Here is a 21519-nt window from a genome sequence, read left to right on the forward strand (position 1 = left end):
GAGATGGCACAGGATGGAGGCGGCCCGTGGGTGTCGTCCGGCAAGGGATGGCGGGTCGTCCACCGACCTCCGCCGAGAGCGGGATCACCGCCGTGGACGAGGCCCCGGCCGAGACGGACGACCGGGCGCGGGAGGACTCGGCCGCCGAACCGGCCGCCGGCTCCGGGGCGGGCTGGGGATTGCGCCGCACCGCCCAGCGTTTCGGGCCGGCGCTCGCCCTGTTCGGCGCGGTGAAACTCGCCGGATTCGCCGCTTTCATGTGGCTGCTGGAAACCAGCGGCCACTACCGCACCACCGACCCGCGTTTCGGCGGCGGCACCCACCCGTGGGATGTGGTCGGCACCTGGGACGGCCTCTGGTACCAGAAGGTCGCGCAGCTCGGTTACGACCCGCAGCTGATTCCCGAGCAGGGTTTCTTCACCATCAAGCAGAATTCCGCCGCGTTCTTCCCGCTGTATCCGGGCCTGATCCGCCTGGTGTCGAACACCGGTCTCGGCCTGTACGGCGCCGGCATGCTGGTGTCGATCGTCGCCTCCTTCGTCGCCGCGGCCGGCATCTTCGCCGTGGTGTCCCGGCTGTACGGCCACCGGGCGGGCGTGATCGCGGCGGGCCTGTGGGCGGCGTTCCCGGGCTCCGGCGTGGAGTGGGCGGTCTACTCGGAGTCGGTGTTCGTCGCCCTGGCCGCCTGGGCCTGCTTCTTCGTCGTCGACCGCAACTGGGTGAGCGCGGCGGTGGTGACCTTCATGGCGGGCCTGGCCCGGCCGAGTTCGGTCCCGCTGATCGCCGGCGTGGCGCTGGCCGCCGCGATCGCCCTGTGGAAGCGCTCCGACGGCGTGGTGGGGCCGCTCACCGCGATCGTGCTGCCACCGATCGGCTGCCTGGGCTACCTGGGCTGGGTCGGCTACCGGATGGGCCACCTGGACGGCTACATCACCCTGCAACGCGGCGGCTGGCTGCACTTCTTCGACTGGGGCCGCTACACGCTGCGGGCAGCCACCAACGTGCTGCGCGGCGAGACCGACTACCTGTTCGCGTACCCGACCGAGGACCTGATCGCGGTCGTGGTGCTGCTCGCGCTGCCGATCCTGCTGGTGTCGCTGCTGTCCAAGCGCCCGCCGCTGGTGCTGACGGTGTACACGGTGGGCACCCTGGTGATGGTGCTCGGCAGCCAGCAGATGTTCGGCACGCTGTCCCGTTTCGTGCTGCCGATCTTCCCGCTGCTGATCCCGCTCGCGGTGGCCCTGGCCCGGGTCCGGCTGCGCAACCTGGCCACCGTGCTCGGCGTGGCCGCGCTGTCCTCCGGCTGGTTCGCCGGCTACGTCATCTTCCAGCTCGGCATTCCGTAGACGACCGGGTCGCCGCCCGCTCCGGCGCGCTCCGGCGCGGGCGGCGCCGCCTGCCGAGAACCTCTTGCACCGACCGATCGTTCGGTTACGCTGAGCCGTGTCCCGCCCCGCCCCCGTGAGGAGCGCACCATGGCCGCTGCGACCCCCCTGCCGGTCGCCGAACTGATCGCCCGCCACCAGGACACCCTCGACCGCGCAGTCGCCGCGGCCGGGTCCCGCGACTACTGGTCGCCGTACCCGGAGTTCCCCAAGGCGTACGGCGAGAGCGCCGCCGCCGACGGCAAGGCCGCCTTCGAAGCCCTGCTGGGCCGGGAGTTCGAGCTGCCGGGCCACCCCGACGGCGGCGAGCCGGTGACCGGCGAGGCGAGCCCGTACGGCATCGAGCTGGGCATCTCCTACCCGCACGCCGAGCCGGACGCGCTGCTGGCCGCCCTGGAGGCCGCCCGCCCCGCCTGGGCCAAGGCCGGCCCGGCCGCCCGCGCCGCGGTCTGCCTGGAGATCCTGGCCCGGATCAACGCCCGCTCGCACGAGTTCGCGCAGGCGGTGATGCACACCACCGGCCAGGCCTACGGCATGGCCTTCCAGGCCGGCGGCCCGCACGCCCAGGACCGCGGCGTGGAGGCCGTGGCCTACGCGTACGCCGAGCAGACCCGGCTGCCGCGCACCGCGCAGTGGACCAAGCCGCAGGGCAAGCGCGACCCGCTGGTGCTCACCAAGGAGTTCACCGCCGTCCCGCGCGGCACCGCGCTGCTGATCGGCTGCAACACCTTCCCCACCTGGAACGGCTACCCGGGCCTGTTCGCCTCGCTGGCCACCGGCAACGGCGTGCTGGTCAAGCCGCACCCGCGGGCCGTGCTGCCGCTGGCGCTGACGGTACGGATCGCCCGCGAGGTGCTCGCCGAGACCGGCTTCGACCCGAACCTGGTGTGCCTGGCCGCCGAGCACGAGGGCTCCGCGATCGCCCAGGTGCTGGCGGTGCGCCCCGAGGTGAAGCTGATCGACTACACCGGCTCCACCGGCTTCGGCACCTGGCTGGAGGACAACGCCCGGCAGGCGCAGGTGTACACCGAGAAGGCCGGCGTGAACACCGTCGTCGTCGACTCCACCGACAACTACCGCGGCATGCTGGACAACCTGGCGTTCTCGGTCAGCCTGTACAGCGGCCAGATGTGCACCACCCCGCAGAACCTGCTGATCCCGCGCACCGGCATCCGCACCGAGGACGGCGAGCGCAGCTACGAGCAGGTGGTGGCCGACCTGGCCGCCGCCGTCGAGGGGCTGCTCGGCGACGACGCCCGGGCCGCCGCCATCCTCGGCGCCGTGGTCAACCCCGGGGTGCTCCAGCGCAGCGCCGCCGCGGCCGGCGGCGAGCTGGGCGAACTCGCCCTCGCGCCAAGGGTGGTGTCCTCGCCGGAGTTCCCCGGCGCGACCATCCGCACGCCCGCCCTGGTGAAGGCCGACGCCGGCAAGCCGGACGACCTCTCGCGCTTCCTGACCGAATGCTTCGGCCCGGTCGCCTTCGCGGTCGCCGTGGAATCCACCACCGCCGCCGTCGAACTGCTGCACCGCACCACGGTCGAGCACGGCGCGATGACCGCCGGCGCGTACACCACCGACCCCGAGGTCGAGACCGCCCTGATCGACGCCTGCCTGGACGCCGGCGTCTCGCTCTCGCTCAACCTCACCGGCGGCGTGTACGTCAACCAGACCGCGGCCTTCTCCGACCTGCACGGCACCGGCGCCAACCCGGCCGCCAACTCGGCGTACTGCGACGCCGCGTTCGTCGCCAACCGGTTCCGCACCGTCGAGATCCGCAAGTAGTCACGACCGGCGCGAAGCGGGCCCGGAGGCCGTCCACCACGACGGCGTCCGGGCCCGCTCCTATCCCTGCCCCAGGGGGAGTGGACAGGGAGTCAGGAGCTCCGGCGCGGATCGAACACCCACGCCCGCAGCAGGGTGGCCGCGGCGTTCGCCGCCACCAGCACGCCCAGCTCAACGCCGCGCCCGGCGCGCGGGGAGAGCGCGTGCAGCACCGACACCGCCCGGTGGTCAGCGCCAGGCAACGAGTGCTGCTCGGTGTGCACGGGCACCACGATCTCCACCAGCCGCGTCCGGACCACCGCGCCGGCCGGAGCCGGGGCGGCGCGGAGCGTGGGAGGCATCGCGGGCTGAGTCGTGGGAAGGAGGTTCACAGCCCCGGATGGGGCCGCGATGATGGCAGTCTGAAAGCGCTCTGAGAACCCGAAAGCCGTGGGACTCCGGTCCGTTGACCACCGGCACACGAGGGATGACGACGGGAGAGACGGGATGTCCGAGACGGAGTTCACCACCGATGTACTGGTGGTCGGGGCCGGCCCGACCGGCCTGCTGCTGGCCGGCGACCTGGCCGCGGCCGGACTGCGGGTGACCGTGGTCGACAAGCGGGCCGAGGAGTCCAGCCTGACCAGGGCGTTCGCGGTGCACGCCCGCACCCTGGAGCTGCTGGACTCCCGCGGCCTGGCCGACGAACTGATCGCCACCGGCCGCACCCTGCCCTCGCTGCAGGCCTTCGGCGGGGTCCGGATGGACTTCTCCGGCCTGCCCACCCGGTTCCCGTTCGCCCTGGTCACCCCGCAGTCCAACACCGAGCGGGTGCTGCGCGAACGGGCCGTCAAGGCGGGTGCGGAGCTGCGCCGCGGCGCCGAACTGACCGGCCTTCGGCAGGACGCGCTGGGCGTCACGCTGACCGTCCGCACCGCCGAGGGCGAGCAGCGGCTCCGTTCCCGCTACGCGGTCGGCGCGGACGGCGTGCACTCGGCGGTCCGCGACCTGCTGGGCATCCCGTACCCCGGCGAGTCGGTGGTGCGCTCGGTGATGCTGGCCGACGTCCGGCTGGAGCACGAGCCCGAGGAGCCGCTGACGGTCGGCGCCGGCGAGCGCGGCTTCGTCCTCCTGGCCTCGTACGGCGACGGCTGGCACCGGGTGATCGGCTGGGACCGCGACCACCAGGTGCCCGATTCCGAACCGGTGGTGGCCGCCGAACTCGCCGATCTGCTGCGCGAGGTGACGGGTCGTGACCTCGGCATGTCCGAGCCCCGCTGGACCTCCCGCTTCCACAGCGACGAACGCCAGGCCACCAGTTACCGCTCCGGCCGGGTGTTCCTGGCGGGGGACGCCGCGCACTGCCACTCCCCGGCCGGCGGCCAGGGCATGAACACCGGCCTGCAGGACGCCGCCAACCTGAGCTGGAAGCTGATCGCCGCCGTCCGCGGCTGGGCCGCCGACGCCCTGCTGGACACCTACCAGACCGAGCGGCACCCGGTCGGCCGGGCGGTGCTGCGCAGCTCCGGCACCCTGGTGCGGCTCGCGCTCGGCCGGCACGCCCCCACCCGGGCGCTGCGCTCGGCCCTCGGCGCGGCCGCCGGGCACCTGGGCCCGCTGGCCGAGCTGGGCGCCAAGCAGATCTCCGGCATCGGCTACAGCTACCCCGCCGAGAAGGGCTCCCACCCGCTGGCCGGCCGCCGCGTCCCGGACCTGCGCCTGGCGGTGGACGTGCCCGGCGGCCCGTCCCGGCTGCACGAGGCGCTGCGCGCCGGGAAGGCCGTGCTGATCAGCAACGACGAGCTGTCGGTGGCGGACTCCTGGGCCGACCGGGTGGTCACCGCCGCCCCCGCCGACCCGCACGGCAAGCTGCGCGACACCGTGCTGCTGGTCCGCCCGGACGGCTACGCGGCCTGGGCCTGTATCGACCCGACCAGGGGCGAGCTGCGGGCCGCGCTCAGCCAGTGGCTGGGCCGTCCCTGATATTCACTGAATTCACCGGTCGGCACACTGTTCATTCACTGAAGCCTTCTCCGGTTCCACAGTTGACTGTTTTTTAGTTGGTGGTTACTCAGGCATGGGCCAATTCCTGAGAGTTCTCTGAGAGATTCTGGCGAGCGTTTTCGAAAACCGGAACGCCCCCAGATTTCCGGAGGAACCCGTGCGACCCCGCTCGCTGGCCCTTGCCGCAGCCCTGGCTGTCCTGCCTCTCACCGCCGTCTCGCTGGGCGTCGGTACCGCCCAGGCGGCGCCGACGCCCAACGCCAGTGCCCGGGTGGCACTGCCGCAGACCGTCACGCCGGCGGTGGCGCGCTCCCACAAGCAGGGGGACGTACCGGCCGACCGGAAGATATCCGTGGCGGTCTCCCTGAAGCTGCGCAACACCGCCGAACTCGACCGTTTCCTTTCGGCGGTCGCGACTCCCGGCACCGCTGAATTCGGGCACTATCTGACGCCCGCGCAGTTCAACGAGCGTTTCGGCCCGACCCAGGCCGACGTGGACCAGGTGCGCGCGTTCCTGGCCGCGCAGGGCCTGAAGGTCGACTCGGTGAGCGCGAACCGCCAGGTGGTGAACGCCACCGGCCCGGCTTCCGCGGTCGCCGCCGCGTTCGGCACCCACGAGTCGACCTACAACGACCCGCAGCAGGGCAACCGGAGCTTCTTCGCCAACGACGACGCGGCCTCGGTGCCGGCCGCGCTGGCCGGCGTGGTCGAGGGCGTCAGCGGCCTCAACGACCACACCGTGCGCACCTCCCGGGTCGCCAAGCCCGAGGCGGCCACCCCGCACGCCACCCCCAGCGGCTTCGGCCCGTCCGGCTACGACGGCGCCTACCGCCTCGACCAGCTGGGCGCGGACGGCACCGGCAGCACCGTGGCGCTCTGGGAGTTCGACGGGTACAAGTCCTCCAACCTGACCACCTACGACAGCCAGTTCGGCCTGTCGGGCCCGGCGGTCAGCACCGTGTCGGTGGACGGCGCGAACTACGACGCGGCCCCCGGCGGCGGCCAGGGCGAGGTCGAGCTGGACTCGGAGATCGTCCGCGGTGTCGCCCCCAAGGCCACCCAGCTGATCTACGAGGCGCCCAACAGCGACCAGGGCGAGATCGACATGGCCGCGAAGATCGTCTCGGACAACCGGGCCTCGGTCATCTCCATCTCCTGGGGCTCCTGCGAGCCGGACACCACCGCCTCCTCGATGACGGCGGTGAACAACTCCTTCAAGCAGGCCGCCGCCCAGGGCATTTCGATCTTCTCGGCCTCCGGCGACGACGGCTCCCGGGACTGCACCCGCTCCACCTCGGGCTCCACCGTGAAGGCCGTGGACTTCCCCGCCTCCAGCCCGTACAACACCGGCGTCGGCGGCACCAACCTGAAGGTCTCCGGCACCACTTACAGCTCGGAGAGCGCCTGGAGCACCGCCGGCGGCGGCGTCTCCACCCAGTTCGCCAAGCCGGCCTGGCAGACCGGCACCAACGTCACCGGCACCATGCGCACCGTGCCCGACATCGCCTCCAACGCCGACCCGGCCAGCGGCTTCGCGATCTACACCCAGGGCAGCAGCAGCCCCGGCTGGCAGGTCTACGGCGGCACCTCCGCGGCCGCCCCGCTGTGGTCCGGCTTCGCCGCGCTGTACAACCAGAAGGCCAAGGCCGCCGCCAAGCCCGCCCTGGGCGAGGTCAACCCGAAGCTGTACCCGGTCGCCAACAGCAGCTCCTACGGCACCGCCCTGCACGACGTGACCAGCGGCTCGAACCAGGACTTCGCCACCAAGGCCGGCTACGACCAGGTCACCGGCTGGGGCACCCCGATCGCCGACGGCCTGGCGAACGCCCTGCTCGGCACCGGCGGCACCACCCCGCCGCCCACCGGCGGCTGCACCGCCGCGCAGCTGCTCGGCAACCCCGGCTTCGAGACCGGCACCGCCGCCCCGTGGACCACCACCACCGGCGTGCTCGACAACTCCACCTCGCAGGCCGCGCACAGCGGTTCCTGGAAGGCCTGGATGAACGGCTACGGCTCGGCCCACACCGACACCGTCTCCCAGACGGTGGCGATCCCGGCCGGCTGCAAGGCCACCTTCAGCTTCTGGCTGCACGTCGACACGGCCGAGACCGGCACCACCGCCTACGACAAGCTCACCCTGTCGGTCAACGGCACCTCGGTGGCCACGTACTCCAACCTCGACAGGAGCACCGGGTACGTCCAGAAGACCGTCGACCTGTCCGCCTACGCCGGACAGACCGTCACCCTGAAGTTCAACGGCGTCGAGGACGCCTCGCTGCAGACCAGCTTCGTCATCGACGACACCGCGCTGAACATCTCCTGACACCTGCTCACCAGGGGTGCCGGGAGGGCCTTTCACCGGCCCTTCCGGCGCCTGTGTGTCAGGAGTGTTTCCTGTTCGGTCCGCCTGCGAAATACTTGTCGTGACCACTGTCATATGTCCTGATTGATGACGTAGCCTCTCAACCCTGCATAGGGTTCCCCCACACTCGGCGGCGCACCTCCGACGCATCGCGGAGCCGGGGCGAACCCACCGAACCCGCCGGGTGGGGAAGGTGTCGCATGGGCCCACAGCAACCACAGCACGCCGGCCGGCTCCGCCTGGTCGGCCAGCGCGAACACGGCGGTGACCGGCCACCGGCCGGCCCCGCCGCGCCGGCCGGCCCGTCGGCCGCCGTCCGCAGCAGCAGCACCGCCCCCGTACCCACCTCCGCGCAGAGCGCCGCCCCCGCACCGGCCACTGCCGCCGTACCCGCCGCCACCCCCGTCGCCGCGCAGGGCGGCTTCGCCGAAGTCCTCAACGCCGCCATCGAACACAGCGGGCTCAGCCTCGACCGGATCCGCGCCGCGCTCGCCAAACAGGGCGTCAGGGTCAGTGTCACCACGCTCAGTTACTGGCGTCGCGGCCGCAGCCAGCCCGAGCGGGCCACCTCGCTGCGCGCCGTCCACCTGCTGGAAGAACTCCTCGGCCTGCGCCACACCGCGCTCACCGCGCTGCTCGGCCCGCCCCGCCCGCGCGGCCGCTGGGTCGCCCAGGGCCCGGCCCCCGACGGCCTGCGGGTCGAACAGGTCTGGCCCGGCCAGACCGAGCTCGGCGAGGTGTTCGCCGAGCTCGACGCCCCGCCGGCCGGCCAGCTGGAGCGGCAGTCCATCCACGACGCCTACTACGTCGACGCCTCCCGCCGCGGCCACCTGCTGCGGATGCGTCAGGTGGTCCGCGCCACCGTGGACGGCGTCACCCGGCACGTCGTGGTCCACAAGGCCGACGAGGGCACCGACACCTGCCCCGAGATCACCAACGTGCGGCACGCCCGCCTCGGCCGGATCCGCCGCCGCCCGCTCAGCGGGCTGCTGGTCGCCGAACTCCTCCTCGACCGGCCGCTCGCCCTCGGCGACTCCACCATCCTCGAATACGAGGTGCGGATCCCCGACTCCGGCCCCACCACCGACTACGGGCGGTACTTCGCCGCCCCCGTCCGCGAATACGTCCTGCAGGTCCACTTCGACCCCGCCGCCGTCCCCGTCCAGTGCGAACGCTTCGACCGCACCCCGGGCGCCGAGACCGACCGCCACCGCGAACCCCTCTGGATCGGCGCCTCCGCCAGCGCCCACGTCCTCACCTCCGACCAGCAACCCGGCCAGGTGGGCATCCGCTGGCAGTGGGAGTAGCCGCTCCAACCGCCCGCCCGCACCGCGCCGCAGCACCGCCCGCCGTTCACCCGTTCCGCCCAGTCCGACCGCCCATCAGGTGGTCCGTGCCGCTGCCTCCGTGAAAGGTGAGTCCCACTCACCGCGTCACCGAGGGAAGGCAGGTCCCACCGTGCTGATGGAGTTCGACGAGGTCGAGCCGGACGAGTCCTGTGTCTGCGGAGACTGCGCCGCCCACCGCCGGGCCCGGCGGCCCGCCGTCCGGTCGGGCCACGGCGCCACCACCCGGGCCCGTGGCGCACGGCGGGCGGCGGTGCTGCTGGCCGCCGTCGGCAGCGTGCTGGGCGGCGGGGTGGTGGCCTCGACGGCCGCCGCCGTGCCGCGCACCGACAGCGGCCCGCAGACCGCGGCCACGCCGCAGGGCGGGGTGGCGGGCCTGTTCGGCGGACCGCTGACGGACCGCCTGGCGGTGGCCGCGCAGCCGGCCACCACCAGGGCGGAGATCATGCGGCGGGCGCAGTCCTGGGTGGATCAGAAGGTGCCGTACAGCATGTCCTCGTACTGGTCGGACGGTTACCGCCAGGACTGCTCCGGTTTCATATCCATGGCCTGGGGCCTGGGCAGCAGTCAGACCACCTGGACACTGCCGGACTTCGCCGACCCGATCTCCAAGGACGCCCTCCAGCCGGGCGACGTACTGATCCGCAACAACCCGGACGACCCGCAGGGCGGCTCGCACGCGGTGCTGTTCGGCGGCTGGCTGGACGCGGCGCACACCACGTACACGGCGCTGGAGCAGACCCGTCCGGCCACCACGGTGCGCGGCACCCCGTACGCGTACTGGAACAACTCGGACGGCTACCTGCCGTACCGGTACAAGGGGTTGAGCCAGCCGATGCCGACACCGGACGGGGACGCGTTCCCGGGCGCGGACGCGTTCGGGCCGGGGAAGGTGAACGACTCCATAGCCCGGCTGGGGCGGATGCTGGTGGAGCGCGGCGGCGGGCGGTTCTACCGGGAGGGGCCGAGCCCGGAGTGGGGCGAGGCGGACCGGAGGGCCACCGAGGCTTTCCAGCTGGCGCAGGGCTGGCGGGGCGCGGAGGCGGACGGCTACCCGGGCAAGGACACCTGGGACTTCCTGGTCCACCACAAGGGCAAGGACATTCCGCCCGCCCAGGGCGTCCCGTCGCCCCCGCCGCCTCCGGCGCAGGGCCCGCCGCCGTTCCCCGGGGCGGACACCTTCAGGCCGGGGCGGGTGAACGACCACGTGACGCAGCTGGGCCGGCAGCTGGTGAAGAAGGGCTTCGGCGGCTCCTACCGGCAGGGCCCGGGCCCCGCCTGGGGCGAGGCGGACCGCCGGGCCGTGCAGGCGTTCCAGTCGGCGCAGGGCTGGCGGGGCGCCGAGGCGGACGGCTACCCGGGCCCGCACACCTGGAAGCTGCTGTTCTCCTGACCTCAGGCCGTCCCGGCGGCGGCGTGCTCCCGCACCCAGGCGTGCATGGCGATCGCCGCGGCCGCCCCGGCGTTGATGGAGCGGGTGGAGCCGAACTGGGCGATCGAGCAGACCGCCGCCGAGTGCTCCCACGCCTCGGCGGTCAGCCCGGGGCCTTCCTGGCCGAACAGCAGCACGCAGCGCTCGGGCAGCGGGTAGGTCTCCAGTGGCACCGCGCCGGGCAGGTTGTCGATGCCGATGATCGGCAGTCCCCGCTCGGCGGCGTAGGCGGCCAGCGAGGCCACCGAGTCGTGGTGCCGGACGTGCTGGTAGCGGTCGGTGACCATGGCCCCGCGCCGGTTCCAGCGCCGCCGGCCGACGATGTGCACCTCGCCCGCCAGGAAGGCGTTGGCGGTGCGCACCACGGAGCCGATGTTGAAGTCGTGCTGCCAGTTCTCGACGGCCACGTGGAAGCCGTGCCGCCGGGTGTCCAGGTCGGCGACGATCGCCTCGTGCCGCCAGTACCGGTACTGGTCGGTGACGTTGCGGCGGTCGCCGGCGGCGAGCAGTTCGGGGTCGAGGCGGGGGTCGTCGGGCCACGGTTCGGGGTGCGGGCCGACGCCGATCTCGCGGTCGTCGGCGAGGTGTCCGTCGTCGTACTGCTCGCCCAGCTGGGGCACCGAGGTGTCGCTCACGCCCTCGAGGGTACGGGCTGCCCGCGGGCGGGCTGCGGGCGCGCCCGCACCGAGCGCTCCAGCTCGGTGAGCGCCTGCATGACCAGCCGGACCCCGGCCCGGGTGACGTCGGTCCCCTCGTCGCGGGGGAGCTGGGCCAGCAGGTAGTCCCAGGTGCGGTGGGCCTCGCGCAGCTGGGCGAAGTCGACGTTCTGGCCGAGCAGCACGGCGGCGGCGGCGATCGCGGTGGCGTCCCGCAGCTCCTCGCCGAACGCGCCGGCGCCGGGCAGCGGCGGGGCGTTCTCGGCCGGCAGGTGGGCCTCCAGCAGGACGATGGAGCGGTCCAGCATGCCGACCGCCGAACGGGCCCGGTCGAACTGTTTGCGGCTCAGTTCCGGGGTCCGCGCGAAGTGCCGCACCGGTTCCACCTCGGCCCGGTCCAGCGCGGCCAGCATCTCGCTGCGGGCCTCCCGGACGTCCAGCAGCGCCGGCCGCACGTCCCGCTCGGCGTGCCCGCCCGCCGGGTCGCCGTACGCGCTGAACACGGCGGCCGCGTACCGCCCGGCGGCGGCCAGCCACTCGGCCAGGCGCTCCGGCAGCCGGGCGGTCTGCCAGGTCGGGAACAGCGCGTACGCGCCGAGCGCGACCGCGCCGCCGAGCAGCGTCATCGCCACCCGGTCGACGGCCAGCTGCACCGGCTCGCCGGGCTGCAGGCCGAGCAGGAACACCACGTACGAGGAGATCGCGGCCGTCAGCAGCGCGTACCCGGTGCTCAGCATCATGTAGGAGAGCCCCATCGCGATCACGGCGAGTGTGGCCAGCACCCAGTCATTGGGGTGGAACACCTGCACCACGATGGTGGACACCAGCACGCCGGCGGCGGTGCCGGCGATCCGGGCGACGCCGCGGCTGAAGGTCTGCGCGAAGTCTGGGCGCATCACCATGGCGGAGGCCATCGGCGCCCAGTAGCCGTGCTCGATGCCCAGCAGCCGGGCCGCCAGGTAGGAGGCGGTGACCACGGCGGACATCCGCATCGCGTGGTGGAGGATCACCGAGTGCTTGTGCAGCTGCCGGCCGACGGTGGCCAGCGCGCCGGGCACCACCTCGATCAGCGAGGGGCGGCGCAGGCCGGCGCGGCCGGGGCTGGAGACGGTGGCGCGGTCCTGCCGGTCGAGGCGGTCGGCGGCCCGGCCGAGCAGGCTGGACAGCCGGCGGGCCGAGCGGCGGGCGCCGCCGCGCAGCAGGTCCTCGCCGGTGCCGGGGCGGGCCAGCGCCAGGCCGGGGGTGTCCACGGGCATGCGCACCGGGTCGCCGGTGCGGATCGCCCGGGCCAGCGCGTCCAGCACCTCGGCGGCGGCGGCCAGCACCTCGCGGGCCCGGTCCCGCTCGGGGCCCTGTTCGGCGGCGCCCACCCGCGGGTCGGCGAGCGCGGCCAGTGCGGGGCGGATCCGTTCCGCGATGGTGCGCAGGCCGCGCAGTTCGGCCGGGCGGCGGCGGGCCTGCCGGGGGGACAGCCGGGCCGCCTGCCGGGCGACCATGAACGGCTCCGGGTCGACGTGCGCGACCGGGTCCTGCCGCAGGCTCCGGGCGTAGTCGCCGAGCCCGGCGTAGATGTCGGCGAGCGCGTCGCGCTGCCTGCGCCAGCTGTCGATCGGCCACAGCGTGACCACCAGCGCCTGCACGGCGCCGCCGACCGAGCAGAGCAGGGCGTGGCCGAGCGCGGCGGACACCGACACCGGCAGCTGGACCACCACCAGCATCACGGACAGCGTGTTGGCGGCCACCACACCGGCGGTCGGGCTGACCGCCCAGGCCATGCCCGCGCCGAACGCCCACAGCGCCAGCAGCACCGGGAACGCGCCGGAAATGCCGGCCGCGACGTACCCGAGGAAGGTCGACATGCCCAGCCCGGCGCCCGTCACCAGGGCCAGCGAGGCGCGCGGCCGGAAGGAGCGCTGGAAGGTCGCGACGCCGGCGGTGAACGCGCCCATCGCAGCGGAGGCGGCGTGCGTGGGCCCGTAGATCGCCATGGTCGGGAAGATCACCAGCGCGGCGGCGACCGCGGCGCGCAGCGAGCGGCGCGGGTTGGTGAGCGAGAAGTCCACGGTCAGGCCGGTCCGCGCGGTGTCGCGCAGCGCCTTGAACCAGGACATAACGGGAGCTTAGCGACTTTTCCGCCACCGGCCCGTCAGTACGTGCTCCACTGCCAGCAGCGCCCCGGTGGGCCAGAACACGGCGTCGGCGGCGAGCATCGCCAGCGAGAAGAACGGCAGTCCCAGCACCACCGCGATCGCCAGGTGCTCGGCGCCCATCAGCACCAGCAGCACGTTCTTCAGCCGCCGGCTCGCCAGCGCGAACGGGAAGCCCACCTGCGCCAGCACCGTGCCGTAGGTCAGCAGGAAGGTCACCAGCAGGCTGCCGCCGAGCAGCGCCGACAGGCCCGGCCAGGGCGTGAACCAGCCCAGGTGCAGCGGGTAGTGGACGGCGGTGCCGTCCTGCCAGCGGGCGCCCTGCACCTTGTACCAGCCGGCCGTGGCGTACACCAGCACCACCTGCGCGGCGATCACCAGCATCGCGCAGTTGTGCAGCATCGCCGCCAGCGCGTCGGCCAGTGCCCGCGGCTCGCTCCAGGCCGCCCGGTCGGGGGCCGGGCGGCGGGCCCGGCGGCGGGCGTCCAGCGACCAGACGGTGCCGCAGCGGGTGAACACCAGGTAGATCGCCAGCAGGTGGACCAGGTTGTCGCCGCCGTCGCCGACCAGCACGTTGCGGTTCTGCAGCGACAGCACCGTCAGCGCGAACGCCGCCGCACTCGCCCGGGTCCGCCAGCCGAGCGCGAGGGCCGCCGCCGAAGCCAGCGCCAGCAGGTACACGGCCTCGAACCACCAGCGGCCGCCGCTCCAGGAGAGCACCGTGAAGGCGTGGGTGTCGGCGAGCAGCCGTTCGTTCAGCTCCGCCGACCAGGGCGAGCGGTCCCCGTACAGCAGCCGCCGGTTCGGCCACTCGCGCAGCAGGTAGGCGCCCCAGGTGCCGGCCACCCCGATCCGCACCGCCGCCGCCTGGTACGGGGCGAGGGTGGTCAGCAGGCGCGGCAGCGCCGCCCGGATCGCGCCGGAACTCACGCCAGGCCCCGCCAGTCCTCGGCCCGCACCGGCCACCAGGGCAGTTCGCGGGAGTGCACGGAGGTGTCGACCTGCTCCTCGCTCCAGGCCGGCGGGGCGATGGCCGCCGTGTCCACCCGCAGCTGCACCTGCAGCACCCGCTCCCCGCCGGGGCCGATCCGCTGCAGGGCTATCCGCTTCAGGTACTGCTCGGCGAGCCGGCCGCGCGAGCCGGCGGCGGCCGGGCCGTCGCCGTCGGGGTGGGTGGTGACGTAGAAGTCCCAGGCGCGGCGCAGCAGGTTCTGGTCGAGGTGGCTGGGCGCCGGGTCGTGCCGGATCGCCGCGAGGTCCCCGGCGGTCAGCGAGTGCCAGTCGAGGGTGGTGATCCGGCCGTCGTCGGCGATGGTCTGCACCCGGGCCGCCACGGTGACCTCGCGCTGCAGCGGGTCGGGCGCGAACAACTGCCAGTTCTGCTCGAACTCCGGGTACACCACGGCGTCCAGCTGCGCCCGGTACTCCCGGGACACCGAGTTCTCCGGCGCCACCTGCAGGAACAGCACGCCGAGGAACGCCAGGGTGCCGGCCCCCAGCCCCGCCCCGGCGAACGCCAGCACCGCCCGGGCGGGCTTGGACCAGACGCGCACGGCGGCCATCCTGCCGCACCGCGCACGCGTTCGAACAGGGGCGGGAGGGACGCCGGTTGCCGGACGAAGGCCTACAGGACGAAGGCGCCCTGGCCGTCGCTGCTCACCATCGGGCGGCCCGCGGCTTTCCAGGCGAACATGCCGCCGTCCACGTTCACCGCGTCCCGGCCGCCCGCGACCAGGTACTGCACCACCTGCGCGGAGCGGCCGCCGACCCGGCACAGCACGTACAGCCGGCCCTCGGGCAGCTCGTCGAGGCGGGCCACCACCTGGCCGATCGGGATGTGCAGCGCACCGTCCACGTGGCCGGCGTCCCACTCGTCCTGCTCGCGGACGTCGAGCAGCAGGGCGTCGGCGGGCACCGAGGCGACGTCGGTGGTGGGCAGCTGAGCGAACATCGGGGCGGTCTCCTGGGGTCGGGACGGGTCGTTCGAGCCATTGTCGGGCAGCAGGGCGGCCAGCCTGGCCTGCCGGTCGGCGGCGGTGGCCAGCAGCTGTTCGGCGAGGTCCTCCAGCAGGCGCTCCGGCTCGTCCGGGCGCAGCAGCAGCAGTTCGCCCATCGGGGTGCGCTCCAGCCGGACCCGCTCGGTGGCCAGCGCGGTGATCCGGCCGGTCAGCCACTCCAGGCGCTGGCGCAGCCAGGCCAGCCGGTCGGGGGAGTCGGCGGCGGGCGCGGAGTCCGGGTCGGCGGACCACTCCTCGGCGAGCCGTTCCAGCCCTTCGGTGTCGGCCAGCGCGTACGCCTCGTTGACCCGGGCGATGAACGCCGAGCGGCGCTGCTGCTCGGCCGGGTCGGTGGACAGGTCGGGGTGGGCCCGGCGGGCCAGTTCGCGGTAGATCCGTTGGGCGTCCTTGTCGGGCCGCACCCGGCGGGCCTCCGGCTCGCCCTCGCGCGGGCCGCGTTCCTCGGCGGGCTCGACCCGCTCCCGGGCCTCGCGGGCCCGCCGCAGGTCCTCCGGGTCGCCGCTGAGCGCCGCCACCGACTCGGCGATCAGCGCGTCCAGCTCGTCCAGCTCGGCGTACAGCGGGCCGAGCAACTGATGGTGGGCGAGGGCGAAGTTGTCGATCTCCACCTTCAGGGTGGCCACGTCGACGTCCAGGGTCAGCCAGGCCAGCTCGGCCGCCGCGACCCGCTCCTCCAGCTCCTGCCGCTCCGGGTCCGCCCACACCTCGACGCTCGGTACGCTCACCCGGGCCACCCTACCGGGGCGCCACACCGCCCGACCGGGTGAGTGTGGAGCACGCCGGGGGCGCGCCGTCAACGACACGCAACTGATACGGACGAATCTGCCCGATTAACTACCTCCCATTGGCATCTCCGTGCTTCATTGGAGGACGCGTGCAAGGACGCGCGCACCGGCCAGGAGGAGCAGCAAGAACACAAAGGGGCAGACCGATATCCATGGTGGACCAGCCCATTTCCGCACCCGACCGGGCGGACCTCCCGGTCGGCCGCCCCGCCGGGGTGGTGGCGCTGCTTCGGGTGGCCGCCGTGCTGATCGACCCGGACGGCCGGATCGCCGTGTGGAACCGCACGGCGGAGGAGCTCTTCGGCCACCGCGCCACCGTCGCCGCCGGCCGCACCGCCAGCGGTCTGCTGCCCGCCGTCTGCCCCCGCCACGACCCCGGTTCCCCCGCGCACCGCTGCGACGCCTTCGACACCCTCGACGACCTCGCCACGGCCGACCCGTGGGCCGGCGCGATGACGGTGCACGACCGCGAGGAACGGCCGCGTGACGTCCTGTGGTGGGCCTACCCGCTGGTCGAACCGGCCGGCCGCTCGCTGCTCGTCCTGGCCGCCGACGCCCGCCCGCTGCGCGCCGCCGGCCCCCGGATCGCCCTCGGCGAGCGCCTCGTCCCGTACGCCGCGGCACCCGCCGCGGCCCGCCCGCAGCAGGTCGAGGCCGCCTTCGCCCCGCCCGCCGGGCAGGCCCCGGAGTCACTGGCCGCGCTGCTGCCCTCCTGCTCCCCGGAACGCCGCGGCCGGCTACTGGCCGCCCAGGCCGCCTCCGGCCCGCCCGCGCTGCGGGTGGACGGGGCGACGCTGCTGCCGGTGGTGCCCTACCAGTCCTCGCCGGGCGGGCCGGCCGGCACCGCCCGGGTCGCGGCCGGCCTCGGCCGCCGCTACCCCACCCCGCAGCAGCGAACCGCCCAGCAGCGCGAGCGCGCCGCCCGCCGCCCCGCGGAGCCGCTGCGCACGGGTGTCAGGGCCCCGCTCGGGGTACGGATACAGGCTGCCGGGCCCGCCTCCGCCACTTCCCCGGAGGACGCGCGGGTGACCGGCAGCACCGTCCCTGGCCCACGCGAAGCCGCCGCCCACGGCCCGACCCCGGGAGGCCCCGCCATCGACCCCGCCCCGCCCGCACCGGCCCCCACCCTGCCCGGCCCCGCCAGGGCCTCCGAGGGCGTCGAGGTGGTCCGCGGCCTGCCCGACGACGGCGACCTCGCGCTGCTGGCCTCGGTCGGCAGCCAGGTCGGCACCACCCTCGACCTGGACACCACCGCCCGCGAACTGTGCCAGGTGCTGGTCCCCCGGGTCGCCGACTTCGCCTGTGTGGACCTGCTCGACGGGCTGCTCTCGGACGGCGAACTGCCCGCCGACCCGCCCGACGACCGCACCGTGCTGCGCCGCGTCGCCCGCGCCTTCAACGCCGCCTCGCCGCGCTGGAACCACGTCCTGGACGAGGGCTCGCTGCGGACCATGCCGCGCTCCACCCCGCCGGGCCTGGCCCTGCAGGAGAACCAGCCGGTGCTGGTGCCGCTGATCTCCGCGGACGTCGCGGTCGACTACGCGGCCTCGCTGGGCGGCCCCGAACTGGAGCCGACCGTGGTCGGCCGCTCCATGCTGGTGCTGCCGCTGTCCGCCCGCGGCGCGGTGCTCGGCATCCTCAAGCTGCTGCGGCTGTCCGACCGGGCGCCGTTCACCCGCGCCGACGCCGACACTCTCAAGGAGATCGCCGCCCGCGCCGCGCTGTCGCTGGACAACGCCCGGCTGCACCGCGCCGAGTCCAAGGTCGCCACCACCCTGCAGCGCTCGATGATCCCCACCCGCCCGCCGAAGATCCCCGGCGTGCAGATCGCCCACCGCTACATGCCGGGCGACCGCAAGGCCGAGGTCGGCGGCGACTGGTTCGACGCCATCCAGCTGCCCGGCAGCCGGGTCGCCCTGGTGGTCGGCGACGTGATGGGCCACGGCCTGCACTCGGCCGCCGCGATGGGCCGCTTCCGCACCGCCATGCAGACCCTCGCCGCCCTCGACCTGCCACCGGGCCAGCTGCTGCGCCACCTCGACAACCTGGCCCACAAGCTCGGCGACGACCATCTCGCGACCTGCCTGTACGCCGTCTACGACCCGATCAACCGCACCTGCGAACTCGCCTCCGCCGGCCACGTCCCACCGGTCCTGGTCCACCCCGACGGCCGCGGCGAACTGCTCGACCTGCCCTCGGGCGCGCCGATCGGCGTCGGCGGGGTGCCCTTCGTCGCCACCAGGATCGACGTCTCGGACGGTTCGATGCTGGTGCTGTGCACCGACGGCCTGGTCGAGGTCCGCGGCGGCGACATAGGAGAGGGCCTGGCCGCGCTGTGCGGCAACCTGATCGACCCCAAGCAGACCCCCGACGAGGCCTGCGACACGGTGCTGAACACCCTGCACTCCGACGACCGGCAGGACGACATCGCGCTGCTGGTGGCCCGTTTCGACGGTGTCCCGCCGACCGAGGTCGCCACCTGGCAGCTGGGTGTCACCGAGGCGGAGGTCGCCCGGGCCCGCCGCCTGGTGCGCGACCAGCTCGCCGCCTGGCAGCTGACGGCGCTGTCCGAGACCGTCGAGCTGCTGGTCTCCGAGCTGGTCACCAACGCGGTCCGGGTGGCCCGCTCCGAGGTGCAGCTCCAGCTGATCCGGGTCGACAAACTGCTGGTCGAGGTCAGCGACGACAACCACAACCTGCCGTCGCTGGAGCCCGCCGACTCGCTCTCCGAGCACGGCCGCGGCCTGAACCTGGTCAGCAAGCTGTCCGAGAAGTGGGGCACCGCCCGCAAGGCGGTCGGCAAGGTCGTCTACTTCGAGATGCCGCTGCCGCGTGGCTGAGCACCTCCCGGGGTCAGGGCGTGACCGCCCTGGCCCCGCCCTGCGCCGCCACCGAGGCGGCCGCGCCGACCCCGGACAGCACCCGCGGCCAGTAGTCGCCGAACACCTCGACCCACACCGCGATCAGCACCGCCGTGCTGATCGCCACCAGGTGCTCCAGACCCGCCAGGTTCGGCAGCAGCACGGCCTCCACCACCATCGCCGTCACCACGGCGCCGCCCGTCCACCAGGCCCGGCAGCGGAACGCCACCACCACGGCCAGCGCCACCACCGCCGCCGAAGGGCCGGTGTCGCGCACATGCGCCACCCAGCGCGGGAACCCGAACAGGTGGTGCGGGCCGAGCGCCACCGCGATCCGGGCGAACAGCGTCCCCGCCAGGGTGCAGGCGTACGCCACCACCAGGGTCAGCCGCCGCCCCAGCACGATCTCCGCCACACCGAACACCAGGAACACCTGCGCCAGCGCCCCCCACACCGGGAGGTCCAGGGCCGGCACGTACAGCGACAGCGGGGTGCGCAGCAGCGACACGTCGAGCGGCAGCGCCGCCTTCACCACCCCGATGTCCGCGACGAACCGGGCCCCGCCCGGCAGGTGCTGGACGATCGAGAACAGCAGCACCAGCGCGGTCGCCGCACTGGCCAGCGGCACCGCGGCGAATTTCCGCCGCAGCACCCGCTCCTTCACGGCGCCGAACAGCGCCCCCCACTCGGCGATCGCGGCCCGGCGGAATACCGCCCCGAGCCCCGACCGCACGCCCCCCGCGTGGGTGTTCTGCTTCACGAACCGGTTCTCCCGTCCCGACGACGTGCGGACTATTCCGACGCCCGTCCTGCTTCGCTTCTCTTCTCTCTACGCCTCGTCTTCGACCCTACGCATCGGGCCGAACAACGGCATCAGCTTCGAAGCCCTCCCGTGTCATACCGGGGTCTGATATTCCCGGCCCACTCCGCCCCCCGGCGGAGGGACCACCGTCCCCGGCCCCAGCGGGCCGGGAAGCCCATGAACTCAGCCCTGCCCGGTATGCCGCCGACGGAACAGCGCCGGCATGCTCGGCACCGTGATGAAACCTTCCGCACGGGCCGAGGCGATACCGATCCGGGGAATCTCGCTGCTCTTCTCGAAGAGCAAATAACGCGGCTCCCAGATCGGCCGGTATTTCGCATTCGCCCGGTACAGCGACTCGATCTGCCACCAGCGGGAGAAGAATCCCAGCACCGCACGCCACAGCCGCAGCACCGGACCGGCACCCAACTTGGAACCGCGCTCGAAAACCGACCGGAACATGGCGAAGTTCAGCGACACCCGTTCCAGCTGGACCTCCTTGGCACGCTGCAGGAGTTCGATCACCATGAACTCCACCAGGCCGTTCTCGCTGTCCCGGTCGCGCCGCATCAGGTCCAGCGACAGGCCGTTCGCGCCCCACGGCACGAAGCTCAGCAGCGCCCGCAGCTCGCCGTCCCCGTCGAAGCACTCCAGCATCACGCAGCGCCCGTCGCCCGGGTCGCCGAGCCGGCCCAGCGCCATCGAGAAGCCGCGCTCGGTCGCGCCGTCCCGCCAGTGGTCGGCCTTCGCCACCAGCTCGGCCATCTCCGACTCGGGGATGGCCTCGTGGCGGCGGATCCGCACCGTGTACCCGGCCCGCTTGACCCGGTTGTAGGCCTGCCGGACCACCCGCATCGCCCGGCCGTCCAGCGAGAACTCGTCCAGCTCGACGATCGCCTCGTCGCCCAGCTCCAGCGCGTCCAGACCGTGCCGGGCGTAGATCACCCCGGCCTCCTCGGAGGCGCCCATCACGGCCGGCACCCAGGCGTGCTCGCGGGACTCCGCCAGCCAGGCGTCGATCGCCCCCGGCCAGGCCTCCGGGTCGCCGATCGGGTCGCCGGACGCCAGCGTCACGCCGCCGACCACCCGGTAGGCGATCGCGGCCTTCCCGCTCGGCGAGAAGACCACCGCCTTGTCCCGGCGCAGTGCGAAGTACCCCAGCGAGTCCCGCTCGCCCTGCCGGTCCAGCAGCTCGCGCAGCTTCCGCTCGTCCTCGTCGCTCTGCAGTTCCTCGCCGCGCGGCGAACGGAACGCCACCCACAGCACGAACAGGAACACCACCGCGCTGATCGCGTTGATCGCCGCGTTCACCCAGGTCGGCACCGAGACCACGTCGGCGACCTTCGACGACGGGGTCACCGTGATCATCCGGTGCACCGCATAGCTGAACCGGGTAACGAAGCCCGCCCCGCTGATGGTGTTGGTCAGCTGCACCAGCACCGAGCCGATCAGGCCGCCCAGCAGCAGGCCGCCAACCCCCACCACCACCGCCGTCCCCGGGTTCGACCGGTCGCCCTTGGAGGTGAACTCCTTGCGGGAGACCAGCAAGGCCAGCAGGAACAGGCCGGTCAGCACCACCGAGAAGTAGTTCCACGGGTGCGAGGCGAAGTGCTGGCCCCAGGCCATCAGCGCCAGGTAACCGGCGAAGGTCAGACCGGCCAGCCCCGTGTTGAAGATCCACGCCGCCCGCTTGCGGCGGCGCATCGCCACGGCCAGGAACAGCGCCAGCGCCACCGAGGCCAGACCGGCGGTCACCAGGTACGGGGTGAAGAACTGCCCCTCGTTGTGCCGCTGCACCGTGTCCTTGAACGGCACCGACAGCACCGCCAACACGTTCAGCAGCGCCACCAGCCGCAGGTACCAGACCGTCGAGGCGGCGGCCTGCCGGCGCCAGCGCTTTTGCGCCCCCGGCCCCTCGCCGCGGGCGGGGGACACGGCCGAGGCAGGCGACTTCACAGTG

At 73.6% G+C, this 21519-nt stretch carries 15 protein-coding genes; 7 read left to right on the forward strand and 8 right to left on the reverse strand.

The features are described from left to right. The first annotated feature begins 26 nt into the window (after positions 1 to 26). Entirely contained in the window at positions 27 to 1346 is a 1320-nt protein-coding gene (locus ACFV18_RS07185; RefSeq protein WP_380480171.1) for a hypothetical protein, read from the forward strand. Positions 1347 to 1475: 129 nt separating this feature from the next. Further along, entirely contained in the window at positions 1476 to 3167 is a 1692-nt protein-coding gene (paaN, locus tag ACFV18_RS07190) for a phenylacetic acid degradation protein PaaN (RefSeq protein ID WP_380480173.1), read from the forward strand. Positions 3168 to 3259: 92 nt separating this feature from the next. Here the strand turns inward: paaN and ACFV18_RS07195 are convergent, their stop codons facing one another. Next, complete coding sequence (locus ACFV18_RS07195; RefSeq protein WP_380480175.1) at positions 3260 to 3508, reverse strand: hypothetical protein; 249 nt, start codon at positions 3506 to 3508, stop codon at positions 3260 to 3262. A gap of 145 nt (positions 3509 to 3653) precedes the next feature. Between ACFV18_RS07195 and ACFV18_RS07200 the strand changes: the two genes are divergently transcribed. The 4 genes from ACFV18_RS07200 to ACFV18_RS07215 all read left to right on the forward strand — a co-directional run bounded on the left by ACFV18_RS07200 (position 3654) and on the right by ACFV18_RS07215 (position 10251). After that, on the forward strand, positions 3654 to 5129 hold the full coding sequence (locus tag ACFV18_RS07200; RefSeq protein ID WP_380480177.1) for an FAD-dependent monooxygenase: 1476 nt from the start codon (positions 3654 to 3656) through the stop codon (positions 5127 to 5129). 178 nt (positions 5130 to 5307) lie between these two features. Continuing rightward, the gene (locus tag ACFV18_RS07205; RefSeq protein ID WP_380480179.1) at positions 5308 to 7473 is read left to right on the forward strand and encodes a protease pro-enzyme activation domain-containing protein; all 2166 of its coding nucleotides are present in this window, start codon (positions 5308 to 5310) and stop codon (positions 7471 to 7473) included. 239 nt (positions 7474 to 7712) lie between these two features. Next, positions 7713 to 8819, forward strand: coding sequence for a hypothetical protein (locus ACFV18_RS07210; protein ID WP_380480181.1), 1107 nt, complete (start codon positions 7713 to 7715; stop codon positions 8817 to 8819). Between the two features lie 157 nt (positions 8820 to 8976). Then, positions 8977 to 10251: a peptidoglycan-binding protein gene (locus ACFV18_RS07215; protein ID WP_380480406.1), complete on the forward strand. Its 1275-nt coding sequence runs from the start codon at positions 8977 to 8979 to the stop codon at positions 10249 to 10251. Positions 10252 to 10253: 2 nt separating this feature from the next. On the opposite strand, the gene ACFV18_RS07220 is transcribed toward ACFV18_RS07215, so the two are convergent. From ACFV18_RS07220 to ACFV18_RS07240, 5 genes are all read right to left on the reverse strand, one after another. Then, a complete protein-coding gene (locus ACFV18_RS07220) occupies positions 10254 to 10925 on the reverse strand; it encodes a TrmH family RNA methyltransferase (RefSeq protein ID WP_380480183.1) in 672 nt (223 codons plus the stop codon). Further along, a complete protein-coding gene (locus tag ACFV18_RS07225) occupies positions 10922 to 13057 on the reverse strand; it encodes an FUSC family protein (protein ID WP_380480185.1) in 2136 nt (711 codons plus the stop codon). The genes ACFV18_RS07220 and ACFV18_RS07225 overlap by 4 nt, the downstream gene beginning before the upstream one ends. A 9-nt stretch (positions 13058 to 13066) precedes the next feature. Then, positions 13067 to 14023 carry an HTTM domain-containing protein gene (locus ACFV18_RS07230; protein WP_380480187.1) on the reverse strand — a complete coding sequence of 319 codons (957 nt, stop codon included), beginning with the start codon at positions 14021 to 14023 and terminating at the stop codon, positions 13067 to 13069. Beyond that, positions 14020 to 14646 (reverse strand): DUF5819 family protein, encoded by a 627-nt coding sequence (locus ACFV18_RS07235; protein ID WP_380480189.1) that lies wholly within the window; start codon positions 14644 to 14646, stop codon positions 14020 to 14022. The genes ACFV18_RS07230 and ACFV18_RS07235 overlap by 4 nt, the downstream gene beginning before the upstream one ends. 71 nt (positions 14647 to 14717) lie before the next feature. Continuing rightward, positions 14718 to 15836: a rhodanese-like domain-containing protein gene (locus ACFV18_RS07240; protein ID WP_380480191.1), complete on the reverse strand. Its 1119-nt coding sequence runs from the start codon at positions 15834 to 15836 to the stop codon at positions 14718 to 14720. A gap of 212 nt (positions 15837 to 16048) precedes the next feature. Here ACFV18_RS07240 and ACFV18_RS07245 point away from each other — a divergent pair, with 212 nt between their 5' ends. Next, positions 16049 to 18736: a SpoIIE family protein phosphatase gene (locus ACFV18_RS07245; RefSeq protein ID WP_380480193.1), complete on the forward strand. Its 2688-nt coding sequence runs from the start codon at positions 16049 to 16051 to the stop codon at positions 18734 to 18736. A 13-nt stretch (positions 18737 to 18749) separates the two neighbouring features. On the opposite strand, the gene ACFV18_RS07250 is transcribed toward ACFV18_RS07245, so the two are convergent. Beyond that, positions 18750 to 19517 carry a hypothetical protein gene (locus tag ACFV18_RS07250; RefSeq protein WP_380480194.1) on the reverse strand — a complete coding sequence of 256 codons (768 nt, stop codon included), beginning with the start codon at positions 19515 to 19517 and terminating at the stop codon, positions 18750 to 18752. Positions 19518 to 19742: 225 nt separating this feature from the next. Next, the gene (locus ACFV18_RS07255; protein ID WP_380480408.1) at positions 19743 to 21494 is read right to left on the reverse strand and encodes a phosphatidylglycerol lysyltransferase domain-containing protein; all 1752 of its coding nucleotides are present in this window, start codon (positions 21492 to 21494) and stop codon (positions 19743 to 19745) included. Between the last annotated feature and the right edge of the window lie 25 nt (positions 21495 to 21519).

Source organism: Kitasatospora sp. NPDC059673 (assembly GCF_042734215.1).
Taxonomy (GTDB): Bacteria; Actinomycetota; Actinomycetes; order Streptomycetales; family Streptomycetaceae; genus Kitasatospora.

Bases quoted from the DNA above. Each gene is read 5' to 3' on its own strand.
- ACFV18_RS07210 (WP_380480181.1), top strand. From the start codon at position 7,713: ATGGGCCCACAGCAACCACAGCACGCCGGCCGGCTCCGCCTGGTCGGC.
- ACFV18_RS07215 (WP_380480406.1), top strand. From the start codon at position 8,977: ATGGAGTTCGACGAGGTCGAGCCGGACGAGTCCTGTGTCTGCGGAGAC.
- ACFV18_RS07195 (WP_380480175.1), bottom strand. From the start codon at position 3,508: ATGCCTCCCACGCTCCGCGCCGCCCCGGCTCCGGCCGGCGCGGTGGTC.
- ACFV18_RS07225 (WP_380480185.1), bottom strand. From the start codon at position 13,057: ATGTCCTGGTTCAAGGCGCTGCGCGACACCGCGCGGACCGGCCTGACC.
- paaN (WP_380480173.1), top strand. From the start codon at position 1,476: ATGGCCGCTGCGACCCCCCTGCCGGTCGCCGAACTGATCGCCCGCCAC.
- ACFV18_RS07200 (WP_380480177.1), top strand. From the start codon at position 3,654: ATGTCCGAGACGGAGTTCACCACCGATGTACTGGTGGTCGGGGCCGGC.
- ACFV18_RS07245 (WP_380480193.1), top strand. From the start codon at position 16,049: ATGGTGGACCAGCCCATTTCCGCACCCGACCGGGCGGACCTCCCGGTC.